The organism is Bradyrhizobium sp. NBAIM08, assembly GCF_020193935.1.
Classification (GTDB): Bacteria; Pseudomonadota; Alphaproteobacteria; order Rhizobiales; family Xanthobacteraceae; genus Bradyrhizobium; species Bradyrhizobium yuanmingense.
The window spans coordinates 1-461 of sequence record NZ_JADYVR010000239.1 but is presented as its reverse complement, the minus strand read 5'-3'; the positions used below and the strand labels follow the sequence as shown (position 1 = coordinate 461).

At 76.1% G+C, this 461-nt stretch carries 1 protein-coding gene; it reads left to right on the top strand.

All coding sequences use genetic code 11. The annotated features are described in order from the left end of the window. Positions 1–27: 27 nt before the first annotated feature. Positions 28–461 (top strand): gamma-glutamyltransferase (locus I6F37_RS39290; RefSeq protein ID WP_225154268.1); only part of this gene is annotated, 434 nt, incomplete at its 3' end.

Here is a 461-nt window from a genome sequence, read left to right as displayed (position 1 = left end):
GCCCGGGCCGTCGACGACGAGGGGACGATGCGGCTGCAGGCGTCGGGCACCGTGCTCGCCGCGTGGGTCGGCGTGCTGCCCGGCACCGGCATCCTGGCCAACAACATCCTCGGCGAGGACGACCTCCACCCCGACGGCTTCCACGCCGCCCCGCCCGGCATCAGGGTGTCGTCGATGATGTCGCCCACCATCGTCGTGGGCCCGACCGGCGCCACCGAGCTGGTCGTCGGATCCGGGGGCAGCAAGCGCATCCGCTCCGCCGTCCTGCAGGCGCTGCTGAACGTCGTCGTCCACGGCCTCGACCCGAGGGCGGCGGTCGAGGGGGCCCGGGTGCACTGGGACGTCGACCACGTCGAGGCCGAGCCCGGCCTCGACCCCGCCGTCCTCGCCGCCATCCGCGCCCTCGACCCCGGCGCGGGCGCGGGCGTGGACGTGGGGGCTGACGGTGCCGACGTCGACGG